This window comes from Porphyrobacter sp. ULC335 (genome assembly GCF_025917005.1).
GTDB lineage: Bacteria > Pseudomonadota > Alphaproteobacteria > Sphingomonadales > Sphingomonadaceae > Erythrobacter.
The window spans coordinates 1,093,765-1,112,696 of sequence record NZ_CP078091.1; the positions used below are offsets into that span (position 1 = coordinate 1,093,765).

Below are 18,932 nucleotides of genomic sequence, written 5' to 3' on the forward strand. Positions count from 1 at the left end.
GTGTTCTCCGCGACCGGCTTAGGTGATGCTACGGGGGCTTAAATTTGCCACCTGTCCAGCGTGCGTGCGGCAGAGGTTTGCCGAGACCAACCAAACAGGGGCTAACATGATGCAACCGGCGATCGGCACGGTGCGCCGTCTAATGGCGGACGCTGAGACAGCGACCACCACGGCAACCGGCGCGCACGATATCCTGATCGGCATGACCGTGCCGCTGATGGGGGGGGCGCTGGCAGCGTGACCGGATCGTGCTGGGCGAGGCGATGCCCCCCGCCATGGCTGCCGGGATTGCGCGCAGCGGCAAGATCGCCATAACGCTCGATCATTCAGACAGCCCCGCGCTGGCGCTGACAGGAGCGAACCGCCTTTCGCTTGCCTATGATCCCGCCGCCCTGCCCGAAGCGCGCGCGGCACTGATCGCGGCCTCGGCGCAAGGGGGCTGGCCCGTCGCGGGCGATCCCCAGTCGCTGGCGCTGCTGACTCTGGCAGAGCGCATCGCGGCGAGTAACATTCCCGTCCTGCTCGAAGGCCCGACCGGCACCGGCAAGGAAGTGCTGGCGCAGTTCGTGCACCGGTTGTCGGCCCGCGCCGATGGCCCGTTTGTCGCGGTCAATTGCGCCGCCATGCCCGAAGCGATGCTGGAAGCGCTGTTGTTTGGCCACAAGAAGGGTGCCTTCACCGGCGCGGCGGAAGCGGCCGAGGGGCTGTTCCGCGCGGCTGATGGCGGCACGCTGCTGCTCGACGAGATCGGCGAGCTGCCGCTGGCCTTGCAATCGAAGATGCTGCGCACGCTTCAGGAAGGCGAGGTGCTGCCGCTGGGCGCGACCAAGCCGGTGAAGGTCGATGTGCGCGTGGTTGCCGCCACCAACCGCAACCTTGCCGCCGAGGTCGAGGCCGGGCGCTTCCGCGAAGACCTGCTCTACCGCCTCAACGTCTTCCCCCTGACGCTGCCCGCGCTGCGCGACCGGCCGGGCGATATCGCGCCGCTCGCCTTTGCGATGCTGCTCCGCCACGCGCCTGCTTCCGGCGAACCGGGATGGATCACGCGCGAGGCGCTGGACGCGCTTGAGACCCACGCCTGGCCGGGCAATGTCCGCGAGCTGGAGAACGTCATCCGCCGCGCGCTGCTGCTGGCAGGCGATGCAGCGGCGATCTTGCCGGAGCATATCGTCTTCGACACGGCGGTACGCGCCGTGCCGGAAAGCGCCGTCCCGCCGCTGGCCCGCGTGGCCACGGCACAATCGCTGTCCGATGTTGCCTTCGCCTCCGAAGCGCGGGCAATCATCGATACCCTCAGCCGCAATGGCGGCAACCGCGCGGCGACCGCGCGCACGCTGGGCATATCGGAGCGCACGCTGCGCTACCGCCTCGCCTCGATGCGCGGCGCAGGCATGCTGGCCGCCGGAGGTGCGGCATGAGCGCGCTTCGGGTTGGGTTCGGCGTCGAGGACGTGATGGCGCTGCGCAGTCAGGTGCTCGCCCGCAGCGCCGCCTTGCGCGATGTGCGCGCGGCGAGCGAGGCAGGCCAGGCATTCGCCCCGGCCAAGGCGCCGGGGGCAGGCTTTGCCGATACGCTCAACAACGCGCTGAAGCAGGTGAACGCGGTGCAGGCGCATTCGTCGCAGATGCAGGTCGCCTATGAACGCGGCGCGGTGACCGACATCGCACAGGTGATGCTGGCGCGGCAGGAGGCGGGCGTGGCCTTCGAAGCGACGTTGCAGGTGCGCAACAAGCTGCTCAACGCCTATCAAGACATCATGCGGATGGGGGGCTGATAGATGGCCGATGCTCTGCCCGTTCCCGCCGATCCCGCGGGTCTTCCCCTTGCCCCTGCCACCGGCTGGCGCACCATGCTGCCCCCGCAGATGGCCGGCTTTGCCAGCCAGCCCGCGCTGGCCCGCGCGCTGCCCGCGCTGGCGGGTCTGGGCGCGGTCGCGGCGGCCGCTGCGCTGTGGATGACGATCTCTGCTGGCCCAGACCGCGTGCTCTACACCAGTCTGACCGACGCCGAGCGTGCCAAGGTTGTCGCAACGCTCGAAACCGGCGGGATCGCCTATTCGATCGACAACTCCACCGGCGCGCTCTCGGTTTCGGAGAACGATGTCTACCGCGCCAAGATGCTGGTTGCGAGCGATGCCGGGATCGCCGCGCCCGAAGGGGCCGAAGCCATGCTCGACGCGATGCCGCTCGGCACCTCGCGCACGCTGGAGGGTGAACGCCTGCGGTTGGCGCGCGAGCGCGAGCTGATGCTGACGATCAAGGAGATCGACGGGATCGAGTCTGTCCGTGTCCACCTCGCCACGCCCGAACGCTCGGTGTTCGTGCGCGAGAACAATGCGCCCTCAGCCTCGGTCATGGTGCGGCTGGTGGGCGGGCGCAGCCTTTCGCCCGATCAGGTCAGCGCGATTGTCAATCTGGTGGGGGCTTCGGTGCCGGGGCTCAATGCCGATGCGGTGCGGGTGGTCGACCAGAATGGCCGCCTGCTGTCCGATCCGCGCACGGCCGAAGGCGAGGGCCTGAACCTCCAGCGCGAGCATGAGGCCAAGCTGCGCGAACAGGTTGATGCGCTGCTGCTCCCCCTGCTGGGCGAGGGCAATTTCTCGGCGCAGGTGCAAGTCGAACTCGACAAAAGCGAAGTCACCACCGCGCGCGAGACTTACGAGAAGGAAGGCGTGGTCCGTGCCGAAAGCGAGCGCAATGCGACCCGCACCGGCGCAGGCCCGGCGGGCGGCGTTCCCGGCGTGACCGCCAACACGCCGCCGCCGCAGGCGCAGCTGGTCGACGGCGCACCCCAGCCCGCACCGCCTGCCACCGCGACGTCGACCGACACCGAAACCGCGACCGACCGCAATTATGAACTGGGCCGCGAGGTGGCCGTGACCACTGCCGGACCGGGTAGCCTCAAGAAACTCTCGGTCGCGGTCGCGGTCAGCGATGCCGCCTTGAAGAAAGCCGCGCCGATGACCGCGCAGCAGCTCGAAGCGCTGGTCAGCGCCGCCGTGGGCGCAAACGTCCAGCGCGGCGACATGGTCGAAGTGGTGGCAAGCAAGTTCGAACCCGCCGATCTTGAGCCGCCTGCCTTCTACGAGGAACCCTGGTTCGCGATGCTGGTGCGGTACGGCACGGCGCTGATCGCTGTGCTGCTGGTTCTGATGCTGGCGGTGCGCCCGCTGATCGGCAAGCTCAAGGGCAAGGGCGACAAGCCTGCCGCGCCTGCCGCCGAGGATGCGCCGCTGACGGTGACCGGCGAGGATGAGGCAGCGCAGGACAATGGCACTGCGCTCGATGCGTCCGGCAACGGCGTTCCGATTGGCGATCTGCCGCGCCAGGTTGAACTCGCACGGCGGCTCGCTGCCAGCCAGCCCGAACGCGCGGTCGAGGCGCTCCAGCGGATGCTCGAAGCGCCCGAACCGCGCGGGCCCGAGGCGGATGCGGCATGATGTCCGATACCGCCCTGACCCAGACCCAGTCCACGCTGCTCAACCGGATTGACCGCGCCGCGGTGTTCCTGATGCTGCTCGGTGACGAGGAAGCGACCGGGATCCTTGCGCGCCTCTCCCCCGGCGAGCTTGAAAAGCTGGGCGCCGCAATGATGGCGCTGGGCGAGATCGACCAGCCGCACATGGCCGAAGCGCTCGCCGATTTCGCGGGCGAGGCATCGCGCGAGATGCTGCCGATGCGTGGCCGGACGGACCGTCTGCGCACGCTGCTCGACAAGGCCCTCGGCCCGGCACGCGCGGACAGCATGATGCAGCGTATCGAGCCTGATGCCGCGCCGCGCAGTCTGGAGCTTGCCAAGTGGCTCGCGCCCGGCGTGCTGGTGCGCCTGATCCTTGACGAACACCCGCAGGTGATCGCCGCGCTGCTGCTGCTGATCGAACCCGAACCCGCTGCCGAAGTGCTCGCCATGCTCCCGCTCGAACTGCAATCGCTGGTGGTGGAGCGCGTGGCAAAAAGCGGCGCGATTTCGGGCACCGCCATCGCCACCATCGACACGCTGCTGACCCAGCGCATTGCTGCCACCTATGGCACGGCAGCGCTGATGCTGGGCGGGCCGCGCGAGGCGGCGAACCTTATCAACCTGGCCGCTGGCGAACTGCGCAACACGGTCATCCCCGCGATTGCCGAGCGCGATGCGCCGCTGGCCGAGCGGATCGAGGAGGAGCTGTTCACCTTCGAAATGCTGTTCGTGCTCGATCCGATGTCGATGGGCCGCCTGCTGCGCGATGTCGACAACGAGAAGCTGGTCGATGCATTGAAGGGCCTCAAGGAAGCGCAACGCACGCCCTTCTTCGCCGCCATGTCGAGCCGCGCGGCGGACGGCGTTCGCGACGAGATCGAACTGCGCGGCCGCCTCGCCAAGAGCGATGTCGCCGCGGCGCAGAAGGCAATTGTCGAGATCGCACGCGGCCTCGCCGATGCGGGAGAGATCGTGATCGGAAGCGGCAATGGCGAATTCGTCTGATTGGCTCGGCGCGTTCGCCGGGGACGATGTCGTGGAGCTGGAGACGGGCGCACCGGGTTGGCTCGGACTGTTGGACGCGGGCGGGGGCTTCCGCGAGGCGCTGCCGTTTGGTGCGCCAGAAAGCCTTGTCCCGCCGCCTGCGCCGGAACCTCTGGTGGCCGATCCGCTCGCCGAAGCGATGGCGCGTGCCTTTGCCGAGGGCGAAGCGGCCGGACGCGCCGCCGCCGAGGCCGAAGCCGAGGCGCACGCCACCCGGCAGCGGGCATTGCGGTTGAACTTCCGCGCGATGGATGAAGCGGCCATTGGCGTGCTCGCCGATGATCTGGCCGCGACCGTGCTTCACCTGTGCGACAGTGTGCTGGGCGAAGCGGCACGCGATGCGGACGCCTTGCGTGAACGTTGCATCGCCGCTGCTCGGCGGATCGGCGGCGCGGCCGATACGCTGGTGCTGCATCTCCATCCCGATGACATTGCCCTTCAGGGCGAAGAGGCGCTCGCCATGATGAGGCTTGCGCCCGACCCGGCGCTTGAGCCGGGCTCTGTCGTGATCGAGGGGCCGGAAGGCACCATCAGCGATGGCCCCGCAGAATGGCGCCGCGCGATCGCGGCTGCACTGCGCCTATGATCGCCGAACTCCAGCTCGATCTGGCGCGGATGCGCGCTACCCCTGTGGCGCGCGGCCCGGTGCTGACCGGGCGCGTGGTGACCTGCGATGGCGGGCTCATCGAGGTTGCGGGCCTGCCGCTGCCGGTCGGCTCGCTCGGGCTGATCGAGAATGATGCGGGCGCGGAATGCCTTGCCGAGGTGATCGGCTTTCGTGCCGGCCACTCGCTTATGATGCTGCTCGGCGATGCCATGCTGCTGCGCCCGCAGGCGCGGGTGCGGGCGCTGGGCGCTCCCGGCGAGGTGCGCGTGGGCGAGGCGCTGCTCGGCCGCGCGGTCGATGCGCTGGGCGATCCGATCGACGGCGGCCCGCGGCTGGACCTGCCCAATGTCTGGCCGCTGGCGGGCAAGCGCGAAGGGGCGCTGGAGCGCGCCAGTGTCGAGCATCCCTTCGACTGCGGCGTGCGCGCGATCAATGCGCTGGCCACCATGGGCGTCGGCCAAAGGCTCGGGATCATGGCGGGATCGGGCGTCGGCAAATCGGTGCTGGTCGATACCATCGCAGGCCACGCGGTTGCCGATGTCACCGTGGTCGCCCTGATCGGGGAGCGGGCGCGCGAGGTGTCCGATTTCGTGAACCGGCATATGGCAGGCCACCGGCGCGGCGGAATCGTGGTGGTGGCAGTGCCCGCCGATCACGCTCCCAACCTGCGGCTGCGCGCCGCGCAATATGCCAGCGCGATTGCCGAATATTTCCGCGCGCAGGGCAAGCGCGTGCTGCTGATCCTCGACAGCCTCACCCGCGTCGCCCACGCCGCGCGGGAGCTGGCGCTGGTGCTGGGCGAACCCGGCGCGGCGCGGGGCTATCCGCCATCCGCGCTCGCCGCGATCACGCGGCTGGTCGAGCGCGCGGGCAATTCCGCACGCACTGGCGGGGCGGTGACGGGGGTTTACACCGTGCTCGCTGACGGAGACGATGCCAACGACCCGGTGGTCGACACCGCGCGGGCTATTCTGGACGGGCACATCGTCCTTTCGCGGGAATTGGCGCAGCGCGGGCATTATCCGGCGATTGACGTGCCCGCCTCGCTCAGCCGGGTGATGGACGATCTCGTCCCACCCGATCTTGCCGCTGCCGCACGGCACCTGCGCGCGCTGATCGCCGCGCGCGAGAGCGGGCGCGATCTGGTGATGATGGGCGCCTATCGTGCAGGGGGCGACCCGCTGCTTGACGAGGCGCTGGCGCTGAGCGGGCCGATCGACGCTTTCCTGACGCAGGCACGCGGCGCTGCCGAGGCGCTTGGCCCCAGCCACGCCGCGCTCGCCGCGCTGATGGCGCAGAACCATGCGTGAGGCGCGCCGCCTCGCGCTGCTGCGCCGCCAGAGCCTGATCGCCGAAGTCGCGCGCAAGCAGGCGCTGCGCGGACTGGCCGAAGCGTTGGAGGCCGAGGCGCGCAGCCACGCCCTTGCCGAACGCAGCCGCCGCCTCGTCACCGCCAGCGCGCCGGGGACGGGGGCGACCATCGGGGCAGCCTTGCAGGCGCGTGCGGGCTTTACCGCCGGTCTCGCCCAGCTGGCCGCCAACGCCGGAGACGCCGCGCGCGATACCGCCCGCCAGCGCGCATGGCAGGCCGACAGCCTGACCCGCGCCGAGACCCGCGCCAAGCGCCTCACCGAGATGACCGCCGATGCCCGCGCAGCGCTCGACGCGGTAAAAGATCGGCGCGAGGCCGCGCGCACAATCCCGATGGCACGCAAGTTGCAGAACCGTTCGACAGACTGACCCCGCTGCCGAAGGAAGATGCCCCGCGTGACGACTTTGCCCGCCTTCATGCCCGAAATGCCCGCCCTTCCCGGGGCGCTCCCCGCGAGCGGTGCCGTGCCGCAAGTATCGGCGCTGCCGGGCGTGTCGCTGGACTTTGCCGGACTGCTCGATGCGGCCACCCCTGCGACAATGCCCGCACCTCTACCGCCCACCCCCGCAACCATGTGGGCCGAGCCTGCTGCGGAGATCGCCGCACCGGCGCTTGCCGTGCCGACCGGCAAGGTCTTGCCGGAACCTGGCGTGCAATTGCCGCTGGCGGTGCCGCCGCTGCTTTCCAAGCCCGAACTTGCCGCAATGCCGGCCGGCGATGATGCCATGCCCGAGGCACCGGCTCTTGCCGATGGGGACGAAGGCGCTACCCCCGTTCCCCTGCCTCACTCCGAACCCGCGCCTGACGCAGCTCGCCCGGCGCTCGCGGCTGAGCCGGATGACCACGACGCACCTGCCCCTGTCCCCGCCCTCGAGAATTCCGATCCGGCGCAGATCGCAGCCCTGATCCCCGCGCCGCTCGCCCCGTCCGTAGCGCTCATGCCGCCCGCACCGATTGTCGTTACGGCGAAGTCCGATCCTCCCGCAGCCGCCCGCGTGCTGCGCGTCGCCCAGTCGCCGGTGATGCGTGCCGAGAATGTGCCGCTGCCCGCCCGCGTCGCCATGCCGGTCGCAGCGACAGAGGACACCTCGGACCCTGGCGCACCGCCATCGCCCGCCCAGCCATCACCGGCCCAGCCTTCATCAGCAATGCCCTCTGCCCCGCTCGCCGCTCTGTCCGGGCCAGAAGCGCCCGCACCGGCACCCCCGCCTGTGCTGGCGAACCTCGCTCCGGCCCCGCAACAACCCGCCGCCGCCCCTGCGTCCCCCGCGCCCGAACAGCGCCCCGCTGCCACGCAGATCGAATCCACCATCGCCCAGGTCGGCGACATCCGCGAGGCGCTGCGTTCCGCGCGGCCCGAAATGACGCTGCGCCATGCCGAGTTCGGGATGGTTTCGCTCCGTGTGGAACAGGCCGCGCCCGACAATTGGCGCGCGGTGCTGGCCAGCCGCGACCCCGGCTTTGTCCCGGCCATCCACGCCGCGCTCGCCGATCGCAGCGTTGCGGCAGCGTCAGACAGTGCCGCCAGCTTCTTCGGTCAATCCGGTACGGGCCAAAATGGCACAGCCGACCAGCGTTACGGGGCTTCCCCTAACTCCGGGCAAGGAGGCTCGCAACCATACTTGGGCCATTCGGGATCGCGAGACGGCGAGGCTGCGCCGGACCACCGCCGCCCCTCGACCGCCGCCGCCCTCGCGGCACGCGGCGAGGAGCGGGAGGAGGGTTCCGGCAGCCGCGCCACAACCTCGGGCGGGATGTTCGCCTGATGGTACGCGCACACACAGGGAGCTGACAGGGCATGGCCAAGGGCAAGGACAAGTCCGAACATTCGGGTGAAGGCGGCAAGTCCGGCAAGGGCGGCGTGATCAAGGTCGCGATCGGCGCTGTGCTGCTGCTCGGGCTCGGCGCGGGCGGTGCCTATGGCGCCTTTGCCATGGGCCTGATCGGCGAAACCGGCGAGCATGTGCCCGACGAGCCCAAATTCGTCCTCAAGACCGAGGCCGACCCCTATGCCGCGCCCGGCGATGACAAAGACAAGGACGCGGCCGCCACCGTCTATGGCGAAGGTGGCAGCAAGTATCGCACCGCCTATTACTCATTCTCCGACACCTTCACCTCCAACCTCGCGGATTCGCCGGGGTTGGTGCAGGTCGAGCTGGCGGTCTCCACCCGCCGCGATGGCCGCGTGCTGCAATGGGTCAAGACCCATGAACTGGCGATCCGGTCCGCGATCCTCGCCCAGCTTGCCGCGACAACCGAGGCCGAGGCCTATGATGTCGAAGGCAAGAAGCGCCTCGCCGAGCGGCTGACCAAGGCGGTCAACAAGGTGCTTGAGGAGAACGAGGGCTTTGGCGGGGTCGATGCCGTGCACTTCCGCGGGTTCCTGGTCCAATGAGGATGGGACACGCCTTTGCGCCCGTCCGCGCGGCGGCGGTGCACTGCCCCGAGCTGACATCCCGTGGCCCGCGCCCCGAAGAAAGCGCTGCGCTGATGGCGGCATGGCGGCGCGATCTGTCGCGGCTGCTGGCCGATGATCTGTCCGGGCTTTTGTCCGGCGACCGGCTCGATGTCAGCATTTCGGAACCCGAGCGGCTGAGTGGTGCGGATGCGCTGCGCCGGATCGGCCAGATTGCTGCCAACTCGCTGCTGCGTTGCGGCGCGAGCGGGGAGACCGCGCTGCTCAGCTTCGATTTCGCCACAGCCATCGCGCTGACCGACCGGTCGTTCGGCGGGGACGGGCGGATCGGCGGTGGCCTGCCCGAACTGCTCCCGCGGTCAGCCGCGCTGCTGGTCGAGGAAACCGCGACGATGATTGCCGATGCGATCACCCGCGCCAGCTTTGGCGACATGCCGCCGCCCAGCGGGATGGCCACGCGCGGCGAGGTGATCGTGCGCAGCGAAAGCGCGGCGCGGCTCAAACCCTTCGCGCTGGAAGCCGAAACGCTGATTTTCACGCTCGATATCGCCAACCGGCAGGGCTGCACCTGGCGTGCCAGCCTGGTGGTGGCGACCGAGCGGATGGCGCGTCTGCTGCCCGGTGGCGGCCGCCGTCCACGCAGCCGCACGCCGCGCACATCGGCGAGCGGCATGGCCGCGCCCTTTGCCACAATGCCGCTGCCGCTCCACGTGGTGCTGGCCGAATTCGATCTCTCGCTGACCCGGCTCCAGAGCCTTGCGCCCGGTGACACGATCCCGCTGGCGATGGGCCGGCAGGTGCCACTGATGGTGGGCGAGGCCGTGCTGGCCCACGGCTCTGTCGGCACCGCCGAGGACCGCATGGCGATCCGCCTGACCCGTTTCCCCAATTCCGCCCCCGCTTCTGCCGAAGGTGTCGCACCATGACCGCTTACCAACCCGCTGCTTTCTCCCGCTTCGGCGATGTCTCCGTGCGCCTCTCGGTCGAGCTTGGCCGCACCGAAATGCCGCTGCGCGATGTGCTGATGCTGGGCGAGGGGAGCACCGTGACGCTCGACCGGCTGACTGACGAATTGCTCGATGTGACCGCCAATGGCCGCGTCATCGCGCGCGGCGAGGTGGTGGCGGAGAAGGGGCGCTTTGCGCTCCGCATCGTCAGCCTTGTCGGCGAGGACGGGCAGGATGTGCCGTCCGCGCCGGATGATGCGCCCGCCGACGAGGCGGTGCCTGCCGCCGACGCGCTGTAAGCGGAGCGCGCGGCGATGCTCGAATATCTCTTGCGCCTTGCGCTGCTGCTGCCGCTGCTCGGCGGGCTGATCTGGGGGAGCCTGTGGCTGACCCGCTGGCTCCAGACGCGTCTGCACGGCGCGCCCGGAGCGGCGGGCGGCGCTCGCCAGCTCCAGCTGATCGAGACGAGCCTGATCGCGCCGGGAATGAAGCTCGCCGTGGTGCGCTTCCATGATCGCGAGATCCTGCTGGGCTGCACCCGGCAGGGCATGGTCCGGCTGGGCGAAGCGCCTGCTGCCGTTGTGACGCTGCCGGAGAACGCCTGATGCATCGCCATCCGATCTTGCGCGCGGCCTTCATTTGCCTTGCCGCGTTAACCATGTTTTTCGCCGCGCCCGACATCGCGCAGGCCGCCGCGCCTGCGGCCATGCCTGTCCCCGATCCGGTTACGGCGGGCGTCGGTACGGCGATCGAGCGGGCGTTGGGCGATCAGGGTGCTGGCGATGACAGCCCGTTGAGCCTCTCGCTCCAGCTGCTGGTGGTGATGGGCCTGCTGACCATCCTGCCCGCGCTGGTGCTGATGATGACGAGCTTCCTGCGCATTCTGGTGGTGCTGGCGATCCTGCGGCAGGCGCTCGGCCTGCAAGGCTCCCCGCCGGGACAGGTGCTCGCCGGACTGGCGCTGTTCCTCTCGCTGTTCGTGATGGCGCCGACGCTCGATCTGGTGAACGCCAACGCCATCGCCCCCTATGCCGCCGGGAGCCTTGGCGCCGATGCCGCAATCGGCAAGGCGGGCGAGGCGTTCCACGCCTTCATGCTCGCCCAGACGCGCGAGGCGAACCTGATCATGTTCACCGACATTGCCGGCGGAGGGGCGTTCCAGAATGGCGCCGAGGTGCCTTTCTCGATCCTGCTGCCCGCCTTCGTGACGAGCGAACTGGAGACCGCCTTCCAGATTGGCTTCATGATCTTCCTGCCCTTCCTCGTCATCGATCTGGTGGTTGCGAGCGTGCTGATGAGCCTCGGCATGATGATGCTGAGCCCGACGATCATCTCGCTGCCCTTCAAGCTGCTGTTGTTCGTGCTGGTCGATGGCTGGGCGTTGCTGATGGGGTCGCTGGCCCTGAGTTTTGCCTGATGCAGGAAGATGCTGCCCTCCTCGCGCTCGCGGATCAGACGCTGTGGGTGACCGCGCTGATCGCCGGGCCGGTGCTGATCGCGACACTGGTGGTGGGTCTGGTGGTCGGGATCATCCAGGCCGCCACCTCGGTCAACGAACAGACATTGAGCTTCATCCCCAAGCTCGCGATCACCGCGCTGGTCTTTGTCGTGCTGGGCGCGGCGATGATGGGACTGCTGGCGGACTTCACCCGCGAGATCATGGCGCAGGTCGCCGACCTGTCAGCCTGAACGGACGCGCGGCGATGAACGTCCTCGACTTCGGCTTCGGCAGCATCGAGGCGCAGCTGTGGCAGATCATGTTCCTGTCGATCCGTTGCGGGGCCGCGCTGATGGCCGCGCCGATGATCGGGGGGACGGCGGTGCCGCCGCAATTGCGGATACTCCTGTCACTGGTGCTCGGATATTTCATCGCCGCCTGGGTGCCGCTCCCTCCCGCGCCCGCGATGATGAGCATCGCCGCCGTGCTGGCTGTGCTGCAAGAGGTTGCGGTGGGCCTGATGCTGGGCTTCGTCCTGCAACTCGCCTTCGCCATCCCCCTGATCGCCGCCGAGCAGATTTCGGGCACCATGGGCCTTGCCATCGCCACTTCGATCGACCCGGCGAGCGGCGCGCAATCGGGGGCGCTCGGCACCTTTTTCGGCCTTGTCCTCAGTCTGCTGTTCTACGCCACCGGGGCGCATCTGCTGTGGTTTGAACTGCTGATCGAAAGCTACCGCCTGCTGCCCGCCGGGAGCTTCGCTTTCGGCGCGTGGCGCGCGCAAAGTGTGGTGATGTTTATGGGTTATGGTCTCGCCACCGCTGCCGCGATTGCGCTGCCGGTGGTGCTGGTTCTGCTGCTGGTGCAGATCGTCACCGGCCTGATCGCCCGCTCCGCGCCGTCATTGAACCTGTTTGCGCTGGGGCTTCCGGCGGGCGTGCTGGCTGGCATTGCCGCCATGATCATCGCGCTGCCCGTGATGGTCGGGCAGATGCGCGGCGTGATCGAGGCGACGCTCGAGCAATCTTCTGCCCTGATCGCGGGGGAGGCCCCGTAAATGGCCGAGGAAACTGCTGGCGAAAAGACCTTCGACCCAACCCCCAAGCGGCGTGAGGACGCCGCCAAGAAGGGCGATGTCCTGCGTTCCAAGGAACTCGCCACTGCCGCCGCCACCGGCACAGGCGCGCTGGCGCTGCTGGGGCTGGGGTCGTGGCTCAACGAAGGGCTGGCGCAGGTCGCCCGCGCGGGTTTCAGCTTCGATCGCGCCGCGCTGGATGGCTTTACCCCGGGCGCGATGATGGGCGATGCCGCACTGGCCGCGCTGCCGCCGGTGCTGGCGTTGGGCCTGATCGTCGCTGTCGTCACCACGGCCTCGCAATTGCTGCTGGGGCAGGATGGACGCTTCATCGCCGCCAATGCAGGTTTCAAGGGATCGCGGATCAATCCGCTGTCGGGCTTCAAGCGCATCCTCGGCTGGCAGGGGCTGATCGAGCTGGGCAAGGGGCTGGCAAAACTCGCGCTGCTGGGCGGGATCGCGTGGTACTGGGCCAGGGACCGCGTGCCGGAACTGCTGGCGCTCGGCACGCTGCCGCTCGAAGCGCAACTGGGCGTCGCGACCGAGGCGATCACCAGCCTGATCGGCGCGCTGCTGATCGGCCTCATCATCATCGCCGGGATCGATTATCCGCTGCAACGCTTCCAGCGCGACAAGCGGCTGAAGATGAGCCTTCAGGACATGCGCGACGAAAACAAGCAGGCCGAAGGCTCGCCCGAGATGAAATCCGCCCGCCGCCAGCGCCAGCGCGATCTGGCACGCGGGGGCGTGGCCAAGGCGATGAAGGAAGCGCAGTTCATCGTCGTCAACCCGCTGCACTTTGCAGTGGCACTGACTTACGATCCCGACCGCGCGCCCGCGCCGCTGCTGCTGGCGAAGGGGCGGGGCGAAACCGCGCTCGCCATGCGCGAGATCGCGGCGGAAGAAGGCCTGCCGGTGCTCGAATATCCGCAGCTCGCCCGCGCGGTCTATTTCACCACGCGCCCGAACCAGATGGTGCGCGAGGAGCTGTATGTCGCGCTTGCTTCGCTGGTGGCGTTCGTCCTCGCGCTGAAACGCGGCCAGCGCCCGCGCCGCCCGGTGGTCGACGTGCCGCAATCCCTGCGGTTCGATGGCGATGGGAGGCCGGAAAATCATGCTTAAACTCACCCCGGAGCACCCGTTCTGACTGACATGCAAACCTCAGGCTCATCGATCATTTCGGCGCTTGGCGCGGGCAGCGGTATTGATTTTACCAAGCTGGCCGCGGACATCTCGGACGCGACCTTCGCTGCCCAGCGCAACCAGCTGTCCGCGCGCAAGACCTCGCTGGAGGCGCAGATTTCCGCTGCCGGGCAGCTGCGCGGCGCGATCACCGGGCTGGCAGGCGCGCTGGGCGACCGGATCCGCAGCGGCGATCTTGCGCCGAAAGCCGATATTGCCAATGCGTCCGTGGCGCGGGTCAGCGTGCCTGCCGGCCTGTCGCCGCGCGGCACCTTCAGCCTTGAAGTGACCCAGCTTGCGCAGGGGCAGACGCTCGTCGGCCGCTCGCTCGCCAGCCGTGATGCGCTGGTGGGAGAGGGCACGCTGACGCTGCGTTTCGGCACGGTGAGCGGCGCGAGCTTCACGGCCGATGGTGCGCGCGCCGCGGTCGATATCGCCGTCACCGCGACCGACACCCTTGCCACCCTTGCCACCAAGATCAATCAGGCGAGCGGCGGGGCGGTGAGCGCCTATGTCGCCAATGGCGCAAGCGGCGCGCAGCTGGTGATGAAGGGCAAGGAAGGCGCGGCCAACGGCTTTGTGCTGGAAGCCGCTGGTGCGGGCGGCGCAGAGGCTCCCGGCGATCTCAGCTATATCGGCTGGAGCCCCGCCACCAACACCACCGAACTGCAAGCCGCCGCACGCGATGCCGCCTTCCGGCTCGACACCGTGGCGATGACCAGCCCCACCAACCGCGTCACCGGCCTGCCGGGCGGCTTCACCCTCAACCTCACCGGCACCAACACCGGCGCGCCGACCAGCCTGAGCTTCGCCAGCAACCCCGATGCCATGTCCAGCGTGATGGGCGATTTCGTCGCCGCGCTGAACGATATCGTCTCGCAGATCAATGATCTCGCCGCGCCAATCGGGGGCGAGCTGGGCAATGATCCGGGCGCGCGCGAGTTGCGCCGCGATCTGGCCGGGCTGGCAAGCCGGGTGGTGATGCCGGGCGCTACGGGCAGCGAGCCGCGCACGCTGGGCGATCTGGGCCTTGCGGTGAACCGCGATGGTACTTTCCGGCTGGAAACGGCGCGGCTCAACCGCGCGCTGGAAACCAGCCCCGACGCGGTTGCGGCGATGTTCACCACCGGGGTCAACGGCGTCTTTGCGACAATGGACCGCTTCGCGCGCGAGAACAGCCTTGTCACCGATCCCGGATCACTGGGCGGATCGCTCAAGCGGTTCGAGACGCAGAAGGCCGCCAGCGATGATCGCCTTGCCAAGATTGCCGAGCAGCAGGAAAATCTGCGCGAACGGCTGACCCGTGAATTCACCGCTTCGGAACGGCGTGTGTCAGCCTCGCAATCGACTCTGAGCTTCCTGCGCCAGCAGGTCGACATCTGGTCGAACAGCGACCGGTAAGGGAGGGCCATGATGCATATGCTCAGCCGCAACCCGGCCGCCGCCTATCGCCGCGTCGCATTGGAAGCGCGGATCGAGGCGTCGGGCAGCGCAGACCTTACCCGCATCTGTCTTGAGGAGGCGCAGGCCGCGTTAGGCCAGGCCTTGATCGCGCTTGACCGGTCCTTGACCCCTCCCAGAGAGCCCCTGACCCGCGCGCAGACGATCATGCTGTGGCTCGCCCAGTCGGTCGCGCCGGGCCATCCGCTGGGGTCGAGCCTCAAGGCGTTCTATGGCGGGCTGGCGGGGCAGATCGGCGCCAATCTCCAACAGGCGGACGCCGCATCGCTTGCAAGAATTCAAAGCGATATCAGGGATATACTTGAAGCGGCGAGATGACTTTCCGGCAGTGTTTCACGTGAAACATTTGCGGAACACCGGTTTCAGCCAATCCATTCCCCGATAATCCGCGCCGCATCGGCTGGGTCCTGGAAGGGGTGAAAATGCGTCATGTCCGGGCGGTAGAGGTCGGTGCCCTTCGGCAGGACATTCGCCAGCTCCGGCCAGGTCGGCGAGCTTTTGAAATCGTTGAGATCGGTCATCTGCGCGCGCACCACCAGCACCGGAATATCGACGCGCTTCGCCGCCTCCAGCACCGCACCATTGCTGCGGCTTGAGGCATAGACGCTGGCCTCGACTTCGGGGGCGCAGGCCAGTTCCAGACCCTCTCCCGAACGGGCGGGGACGAGGCCGTGGCGGCAGTAATCTGCGAACACCTTGGCGTCGAACAGGTTGTACGGATCGCGGCTGGCAAAGCGTTCGATCATCGCTTCGGCGCTCGGGAAATCGCGCTTACGGCGGATCGCGGGGTGGGGATTTTCGGCGGTGTAGAGCGGCTGGCCAGGGGCGTAGAATTCCGGCGCGAGGATCACCGGATCGAACAGCACGAGGCGGGAAAAGCGGCCGGGCTTATCGGCGGCGACTTGCAGCAGGGTGTGCGCGCCCATCGAATGCCCGATGCCGACCGCTCCGCTGATGCCGGATTGCGCAAGAAATTCAGCCACATCGCTGGAAACCAGCCGCCAGTCGTCAATCGGCCCGGCGCGCGATTGCCCGTGACCGCGCAGGTCGATGGCATAGGCGGGATGATCGGGGAAACGCTCGATGATCGCGTCGAACACGCGTCCGTGAAAGCCGGTCGCATGGGCGAACACCAGCGGCACTCCACTGCCGGACGACGGCCATTCGTGCACCGCCAGGTCGATGCCATTGGCGGGGTAGAGGTGGGTGACGGGGGCGGGGCGAAGGGTGCTCATCCCTCTGCCCCAACCGCATCGCGGGCGGGGTGTCAATCAGGCGCTTTTGACAGGCTCACTCGGCCGGAGCGGGGGCAGGCACAGCTTGCGCGGCATCCTCGCTCTCGCCCCGGTTGCGCGCGAAATGCAGCGCCTCGGCAATGCGGCCGGGCGCGATGAGGTGCAGTGCGCCAAGGTACAGGGCAACGCCCAGCGGCACCGCGATGCCCAGCGCGACGAGGTCCATCACCGGCGGCAGTCCCCACAGCACCAGCCACACCCCCGCCGCCATCGCCGCCGCGGCGGCGAGCGGCGGTGCAATCGCGCGGATCAATCCGCGGACCGTCAGCCCGATAATGCCGCCCGACAGGACCACCGTCGCGCAGGTCAGCAGCGCCATCCCGCCGACCCAGCCCCACGCGAAACCGGGCACGCCCCAATGCGATCCGATGAAATAGGAAGCGGGCATCACCACACTGCCGATCATCGTGATCCGCAGCGCCGCCCACGGCACGCCGCGCGCATTGGTGGCGGGGGCGAACAGGATCTGGAGCGTCATCATCGCCATCGCGGCCGACAGGATCGGCAGCAGCGGGACGATCTCGATCCATTGCTCGCCCAGCAGCACCGGCACCAGCACCGGGGCGACCACCGCCAGCCCGGCATAGGCGGGCAGCGCCACCATCATCACCAGCCGGATTGTCGCCAGCAGCGCGGTTGCGGCGACATCCTGCTGGCGCGAATAGGCGGCATAGGCGATCTCGTTGATCGGCGGCACGAACTTGGCCGCGAGCAGCTGCGCCAGAAACAGTCCGGTGGAATAGACCCCCAGATCATGCGCATCAAGCACGCGGCCTGCAATCACCACATCGGCCTGACTCTGTACGAACCAGAACAGCTGCGTCGCGGTCATCACTCCGCCGAAGCCCGCAATGTGGCCTGCGCCGGTGAAGCGGAAGCTGGGGCGGATCGGCGCGCCTGCGGCCCATGTCATGCCCACCGCCTCGGTCACGATCATCGCCAGCGGCGCCGCGACCAGCGTCCACACGCCCCAGCCTGACAGCGCCCCGGTCAGCGCCGTCAACGCGCCAACCACCGCGACCACCAGCCGCACCTGCGCCGGGCGGCGGAACTCCATGCGGCGTGCCATGATCGCATAGGGCAGGGCGCAGAACGGCACCGCCAGATAGAGCAGCGCCTGCACCCGCAGCAGGTCTGTCACCATTGGCTGTTCGAACCACATGGCGACCAGCGGCGCGGCGAGGAACTGGGTCAAGGCCAGCCCGCCGTTGAGCAGGATCAGCATCCCCAGCGTCTGTCGCAGGCGTTCTTCGGAAACCTCTTCTTCGCGGATCAGTGCGCTCGCCAGACCCCAGCCGTTCATCGTGCTGAGCAGCATCAGCATCACCTGCGCCATCGCGAACAGGCCGTAATCCTGCGGGGCGAGCAGGCGGATCACGATCAGGGTCGAGGCCCAGGAGACGATCTGGGTCAGCACCTGACTGCCCGAGCGCCAGATCACCGCCGTGCGCACCTGAGATGCGAGCGACGGGCCGGTGGGTGCGGGGCCGCCTTCAACCATGGGCCGGACTGCGCAGCGCGAGGGTTCCGGGGTAATCGGGCAGCAATTCTTTGCCCCACACGCGCGCCAGCAGCAGCGCCGCGGCAGGGCTGCGCACGAACAGGAGGTCGGTCATGGCATAGCCTTCGGCCGCGCCCATCTGGGCCTTGTAGCCGCTATCGCCCACACCGAGATCGAGCAGCCGCTGGCCAGCGCCGATCGCTTCCTCGAGCACGCGGGAATTGACGAGCTTGCCGATGTTGAAACTCTTGAGATCCTCGGCGTAGCTGCTGGCGATGCCATATCGCACCGGGCCATCGTCAAGATCGAAGCTGAAGGTGACCGGACGATCATCCAGCGTCAGAATCGTCGCCACGAGGCTTTCGGCAATGACCGGATCGCACAGGGCATCCTGCCACAATCCGCGCTGGGCGGCGGTCAGGAATTTGGCGCCGCGTCCGTCGGTTTTGCGAACGATCCAGCTTTGTGCCTCGATCCGGCCCATGGCTTCAAGCACGCCCGCGTTCCATTCGCTCCCGCGGTATTGGCGCCAATGCGGCGTGCCAAGCTCGCAAAGCTTGCGCCAGGCGGCACGCAGTTTCCGGGCTCTCGACGCGCGCGGCCAGCCATCTTTCCGGGCCTTGTCGAGATCGACCACCCAGCTTGTGCCGGCGGGGCGGGCAACGATCCGCCAATTGGCGAGATGTGCTGCCCCGATCAGCAGGGCGATCGCGGGGTCGTCGCGGCGTGCCGGGCCAATTCGCCAGACAGGGCCAAGGCTGCGTGCGGCGGCGTGTTCCAGCGCGTGCGCCAGTTCGAAGATGTCGCAATCGGGTGAAATGAGGGGAGAGCGCAGCGGCCAGTATGATCCCGGCACCTTGCGCGCGCCGGTGATCGCAGGGCCGAAAGGGACAGTCGGAATGGCGGCCAGCGGCGCGCCGTCCGTTCCGCGCAGCAGCAGGGTGCGGCCCGCATCAGGACTTCCCGCCCGGTACCAGCTTGCGCGCAGGAAGCGATGTCCGGCCAGATTGCGCTCCGCCAGCGCGTCAATCTCGGGCGGGAAGCCCGAGGTCGCCGCGACCTTCAGATGATCGGCTGCAATCGTGCTTTCGTACATACTGCCCGGCCATAGCGCGCGCGCGTAACCACGCAGTTA

22 protein-coding genes are annotated in these 18,932 nt (G+C 68.5%); 19 read left to right on the forward strand and 3 right to left on the reverse strand.

The features are described from left to right. Window positions 1-106: 106 nt before the first annotated feature. The 19 genes from KVF90_RS05385 to KVF90_RS05475 are packed head-to-tail and all read left to right on the forward strand — an operon-like array spanning window position 107 to window position 15,319. The gene (locus tag KVF90_RS05385) at window positions 107-241 is read left to right on the forward strand and encodes a hypothetical protein (RefSeq protein ID WP_264393824.1); all 135 of its coding nucleotides are present in this window, start codon (window positions 107-109) and stop codon (window positions 239-241) included. Between the two features lie 34 nt (window positions 242-275). Then, entirely contained in the window at window positions 276-1,418 is a 1,143-nt protein-coding gene (locus KVF90_RS05390; protein ID WP_264393825.1) for a sigma-54 interaction domain-containing protein, read from the forward strand. Beyond that, window positions 1,415-1,774: a flagellar hook-basal body complex protein FliE gene (fliE, locus tag KVF90_RS05395; RefSeq protein ID WP_264393826.1), complete on the forward strand. Its 360-nt coding sequence runs from the start codon at window positions 1,415-1,417 to the stop codon at window positions 1,772-1,774. The genes KVF90_RS05390 and fliE overlap by 4 nt, the downstream gene beginning before the upstream one ends. Before the next feature lie 3 nt (window positions 1,775-1,777). After that, window positions 1,778-3,439 (forward strand): flagellar basal-body MS-ring/collar protein FliF, encoded by a 1,662-nt coding sequence (gene fliF, locus KVF90_RS05400; protein WP_264393827.1) that lies wholly within the window; start codon window positions 1,778-1,780, stop codon window positions 3,437-3,439. Further along, window positions 3,436-4,464: a flagellar motor switch protein FliG gene (gene fliG / locus KVF90_RS05405; protein ID WP_264393828.1), complete on the forward strand. Its 1,029-nt coding sequence runs from the start codon at window positions 3,436-3,438 to the stop codon at window positions 4,462-4,464. Before fliF ends, fliG begins: the two co-directional genes overlap by 4 nt. Then, the gene (locus KVF90_RS05410; RefSeq protein WP_264393829.1) at window positions 4,448-5,089 is read left to right on the forward strand and encodes a flagellar assembly protein FliH; all 642 of its coding nucleotides are present in this window, start codon (window positions 4,448-4,450) and stop codon (window positions 5,087-5,089) included. Before fliG ends, KVF90_RS05410 begins: the two co-directional genes overlap by 17 nt. After that, window positions 5,086-6,420: a FliI/YscN family ATPase gene (locus KVF90_RS05415; protein WP_413677012.1), complete on the forward strand. Its 1,335-nt coding sequence runs from the start codon at window positions 5,086-5,088 to the stop codon at window positions 6,418-6,420. Before KVF90_RS05410 ends, KVF90_RS05415 begins: the two co-directional genes overlap by 4 nt. Continuing rightward, complete coding sequence (locus KVF90_RS05420; protein ID WP_264393830.1) at window positions 6,413-6,850, forward strand: hypothetical protein; 438 nt, start codon at window positions 6,413-6,415, stop codon at window positions 6,848-6,850. Before KVF90_RS05415 ends, KVF90_RS05420 begins: the two co-directional genes overlap by 8 nt. Window positions 6,851-6,877: 27 nt before the next feature. Further along, entirely contained in the window at window positions 6,878-8,248 is a 1,371-nt protein-coding gene (locus KVF90_RS05425) for a hypothetical protein (RefSeq protein WP_264393831.1), read from the forward strand. Window positions 8,249-8,280: 32 nt separating this feature from the next. After that, entirely contained in the window at window positions 8,281-8,877 is a 597-nt protein-coding gene (gene fliL, locus KVF90_RS05430; RefSeq protein WP_264393832.1) for a flagellar basal body-associated protein FliL, read from the forward strand. After that, on the forward strand, window positions 8,874-9,824 hold the full coding sequence (locus tag KVF90_RS05435) for a FliM/FliN family flagellar motor C-terminal domain-containing protein (RefSeq protein ID WP_264393833.1): 951 nt from the start codon (window positions 8,874-8,876) through the stop codon (window positions 9,822-9,824). The genes fliL and KVF90_RS05435 overlap by 4 nt, the downstream gene beginning before the upstream one ends. After that, window positions 9,821-10,144, forward strand: coding sequence for a FliM/FliN family flagellar motor switch protein (locus tag KVF90_RS05440; protein WP_264393834.1), 324 nt, complete (start codon window positions 9,821-9,823; stop codon window positions 10,142-10,144). The genes KVF90_RS05435 and KVF90_RS05440 overlap by 4 nt, the downstream gene beginning before the upstream one ends. Before the next feature lie 15 nt (window positions 10,145-10,159). Further along, window positions 10,160-10,450 carry a flagellar biosynthetic protein FliO gene (locus KVF90_RS05445; protein WP_264393835.1) on the forward strand — a complete coding sequence of 97 codons (291 nt, stop codon included), beginning with the start codon at window positions 10,160-10,162 and terminating at the stop codon, window positions 10,448-10,450. Then, window positions 10,450-11,262: a flagellar type III secretion system pore protein FliP gene (gene fliP / locus KVF90_RS05450; protein WP_413677013.1), complete on the forward strand. Its 813-nt coding sequence runs from the start codon at window positions 10,450-10,452 to the stop codon at window positions 11,260-11,262. The genes KVF90_RS05445 and fliP overlap by 1 nt, the downstream gene beginning before the upstream one ends. Next, entirely contained in the window at window positions 11,262-11,534 is a 273-nt protein-coding gene (locus KVF90_RS05455) for a flagellar biosynthetic protein FliQ (protein ID WP_264393836.1), read from the forward strand. Before fliP ends, KVF90_RS05455 begins: the two co-directional genes overlap by 1 nt. A gap of 14 nt (window positions 11,535-11,548) precedes the next feature. Then, complete coding sequence (locus KVF90_RS05460; RefSeq protein ID WP_264393837.1) at window positions 11,549-12,340, forward strand: flagellar biosynthetic protein FliR; 792 nt, start codon at window positions 11,549-11,551, stop codon at window positions 12,338-12,340. Further along, complete coding sequence (locus KVF90_RS05465; RefSeq protein WP_264393838.1) at window positions 12,341-13,480, forward strand: flagellar biosynthesis protein FlhB; 1,140 nt, start codon at window positions 12,341-12,343, stop codon at window positions 13,478-13,480. A gap of 30 nt (window positions 13,481-13,510) precedes the next feature. Continuing rightward, complete coding sequence (gene fliD / locus KVF90_RS05470) at window positions 13,511-14,941, forward strand: flagellar filament capping protein FliD (RefSeq protein WP_264393839.1); 1,431 nt, start codon at window positions 13,511-13,513, stop codon at window positions 14,939-14,941. A 9-nt stretch (window positions 14,942-14,950) separates the two neighbouring features. Continuing rightward, on the forward strand, window positions 14,951-15,319 hold the full coding sequence (locus KVF90_RS05475; protein WP_264393840.1) for a hypothetical protein: 369 nt from the start codon (window positions 14,951-14,953) through the stop codon (window positions 15,317-15,319). A gap of 44 nt (window positions 15,320-15,363) precedes the next feature. Here the strand turns inward: KVF90_RS05475 and KVF90_RS05480 are convergent, their stop codons facing one another. The 3 genes from KVF90_RS05480 to KVF90_RS05490 are packed head-to-tail and all read right to left on the reverse strand — an operon-like array spanning window position 15,364 to window position 18,893. Beyond that, window positions 15,364-16,236, reverse strand: coding sequence for an alpha/beta hydrolase (locus KVF90_RS05480; protein ID WP_264393841.1), 873 nt, complete (start codon window positions 16,234-16,236; stop codon window positions 15,364-15,366). A 55-nt stretch (window positions 16,237-16,291) separates the two neighbouring features. Beyond that, a complete protein-coding gene (locus KVF90_RS05485) occupies window positions 16,292-17,797 on the reverse strand; it encodes a lipopolysaccharide biosynthesis protein (protein WP_264393842.1) in 1,506 nt (501 codons plus the stop codon). Continuing rightward, a complete protein-coding gene (locus tag KVF90_RS05490; protein WP_264393843.1) occupies window positions 17,790-18,893 on the reverse strand; it encodes a GNAT family N-acetyltransferase in 1,104 nt (367 codons plus the stop codon). The genes KVF90_RS05485 and KVF90_RS05490 overlap by 8 nt, the downstream gene beginning before the upstream one ends. Window positions 18,894-18,932 lie beyond the last annotated feature (39 nt).

Coding starts and splice junctions, on each gene's coding strand:
- KVF90_RS05385 (WP_264393824.1), top strand. CDS start 107: ATGATGCAACCGGCGATCGGCACGGTGCGCCGTCTAATGGCGGACGCT.
- KVF90_RS05390 (WP_264393825.1), top strand. CDS start 276: ATGGCTGCCGGGATTGCGCGCAGCGGCAAGATCGCCATAACGCTCGAT.
- fliE (WP_264393826.1), top strand. CDS start 1,415: ATGAGCGCGCTTCGGGTTGGGTTCGGCGTCGAGGACGTGATGGCGCTG.
- fliF (WP_264393827.1), top strand. CDS start 1,778: ATGGCCGATGCTCTGCCCGTTCCCGCCGATCCCGCGGGTCTTCCCCTT.
- fliG (WP_264393828.1), top strand. CDS start 3,436: ATGATGTCCGATACCGCCCTGACCCAGACCCAGTCCACGCTGCTCAAC.
- KVF90_RS05410 (WP_264393829.1), top strand. CDS start 4,448: ATGGCGAATTCGTCTGATTGGCTCGGCGCGTTCGCCGGGGACGATGTC.
- KVF90_RS05415 (WP_413677012.1), top strand. CDS start 5,086: ATGATCGCCGAACTCCAGCTCGATCTGGCGCGGATGCGCGCTACCCCT.
- KVF90_RS05420 (WP_264393830.1), top strand. CDS start 6,413: ATGCGTGAGGCGCGCCGCCTCGCGCTGCTGCGCCGCCAGAGCCTGATC.
- fliL (WP_264393832.1), top strand. CDS start 8,281: ATGGCCAAGGGCAAGGACAAGTCCGAACATTCGGGTGAAGGCGGCAAG.
- KVF90_RS05435 (WP_264393833.1), top strand. CDS start 8,874: ATGAGGATGGGACACGCCTTTGCGCCCGTCCGCGCGGCGGCGGTGCAC.
- KVF90_RS05440 (WP_264393834.1), top strand. CDS start 9,821: ATGACCGCTTACCAACCCGCTGCTTTCTCCCGCTTCGGCGATGTCTCC.
- KVF90_RS05445 (WP_264393835.1), top strand. CDS start 10,160: ATGCTCGAATATCTCTTGCGCCTTGCGCTGCTGCTGCCGCTGCTCGGC.
- fliP (WP_413677013.1), top strand. CDS start 10,450: ATGCATCGCCATCCGATCTTGCGCGCGGCCTTCATTTGCCTTGCCGCG.
- KVF90_RS05455 (WP_264393836.1), top strand. CDS start 11,262: ATGCAGGAAGATGCTGCCCTCCTCGCGCTCGCGGATCAGACGCTGTGG.
- KVF90_RS05460 (WP_264393837.1), top strand. CDS start 11,549: ATGAACGTCCTCGACTTCGGCTTCGGCAGCATCGAGGCGCAGCTGTGG.
- KVF90_RS05465 (WP_264393838.1), top strand. CDS start 12,341: ATGGCCGAGGAAACTGCTGGCGAAAAGACCTTCGACCCAACCCCCAAG.
- fliD (WP_264393839.1), top strand. CDS start 13,511: ATGCAAACCTCAGGCTCATCGATCATTTCGGCGCTTGGCGCGGGCAGC.
- KVF90_RS05475 (WP_264393840.1), top strand. CDS start 14,951: ATGATGCATATGCTCAGCCGCAACCCGGCCGCCGCCTATCGCCGCGTC.
- KVF90_RS05480 (WP_264393841.1), bottom strand. CDS start 16,236: ATGAGCACCCTTCGCCCCGCCCCCGTCACCCACCTCTACCCCGCCAAT.
- KVF90_RS05485 (WP_264393842.1), bottom strand. CDS start 17,797: ATGGTTGAAGGCGGCCCCGCACCCACCGGCCCGTCGCTCGCATCTCAG.
- KVF90_RS05490 (WP_264393843.1), bottom strand. CDS start 18,893: ATGTACGAAAGCACGATTGCAGCCGATCATCTGAAGGTCGCGGCGACC.